The 783-nt window shown below is 53.4% G+C and carries 1 protein-coding gene; it reads left to right on the forward strand.

What is annotated here, in order from left to right:
- Nucleotides 1-783: thrombospondin type 3 repeat-containing protein (locus A3730_RS03000; protein ID WP_197477245.1), on the forward strand; the 783-nt coding region annotated here is incomplete at both ends.

The following is a 783-nucleotide window of genomic DNA, read 5'->3' on the forward strand; positions in this document are numbered from 1 at the left end:
CCTGTGACCAGGACATGGACAACGATGAAATCCTGGATCATGAAGACAACTGCCCGGAAACGCCGAATTTTAACCAGGCGGATGGCGATAATGATGGTATCGGCGATGCCTGTGATCTGGATGCGGATAACGATGAGATCATCGACGCCGAAGATAATTGCCCGGCAATCCCCAATGCCAGCCAGCTGGATACCGACAGCGATGGCCAGGGTGATGTGTGTGACAGCGACGATGATGGGGACGGCGTTGCCGACACTTCTGACAACTGCCGCCTGACCCCCAATGCCAGTCAAACCGATGCTAACAGCAATGGCATTGGTGATGCCTGTGAAGAGGATACGGATGAGGACGGCGTGATTGATGATCTGGATAATGCCCCTCTTATCCCTAATCCTGGCCAGGAAGATTTTGACAATGATGGCGTAGGGGACGTGGCCGATGATGATATCGATGGTGACGGCCTGCCCAACGGCCAGGACCCGAATGATTTTGACCCTGACTCGGATGATGACGGGATTGAGGATGGTATTGATCCAGAGCCGACCAACTCTGTGACAACGCTGGATTTGATGATCACGGAAACCGTCGCCAGTTATCAACCCGGTGCGCTGATTGAGGCCAACAACCCTCCGTACAATGACAGTATGCGCTGCACGATTGGTGATCTGGTCGTCGGTGATAGCTCAAGTTTCTCGGAAACCTGGAAGCTGAAGGCTGACCTGGACCAGTTTACGCTGGAAGGAACCGATGAAGATGGCAGCTACAGTGATTCTGGCTCTTATG

The organism is Alcanivorax sp. HI0044 (assembly GCF_001634945.1).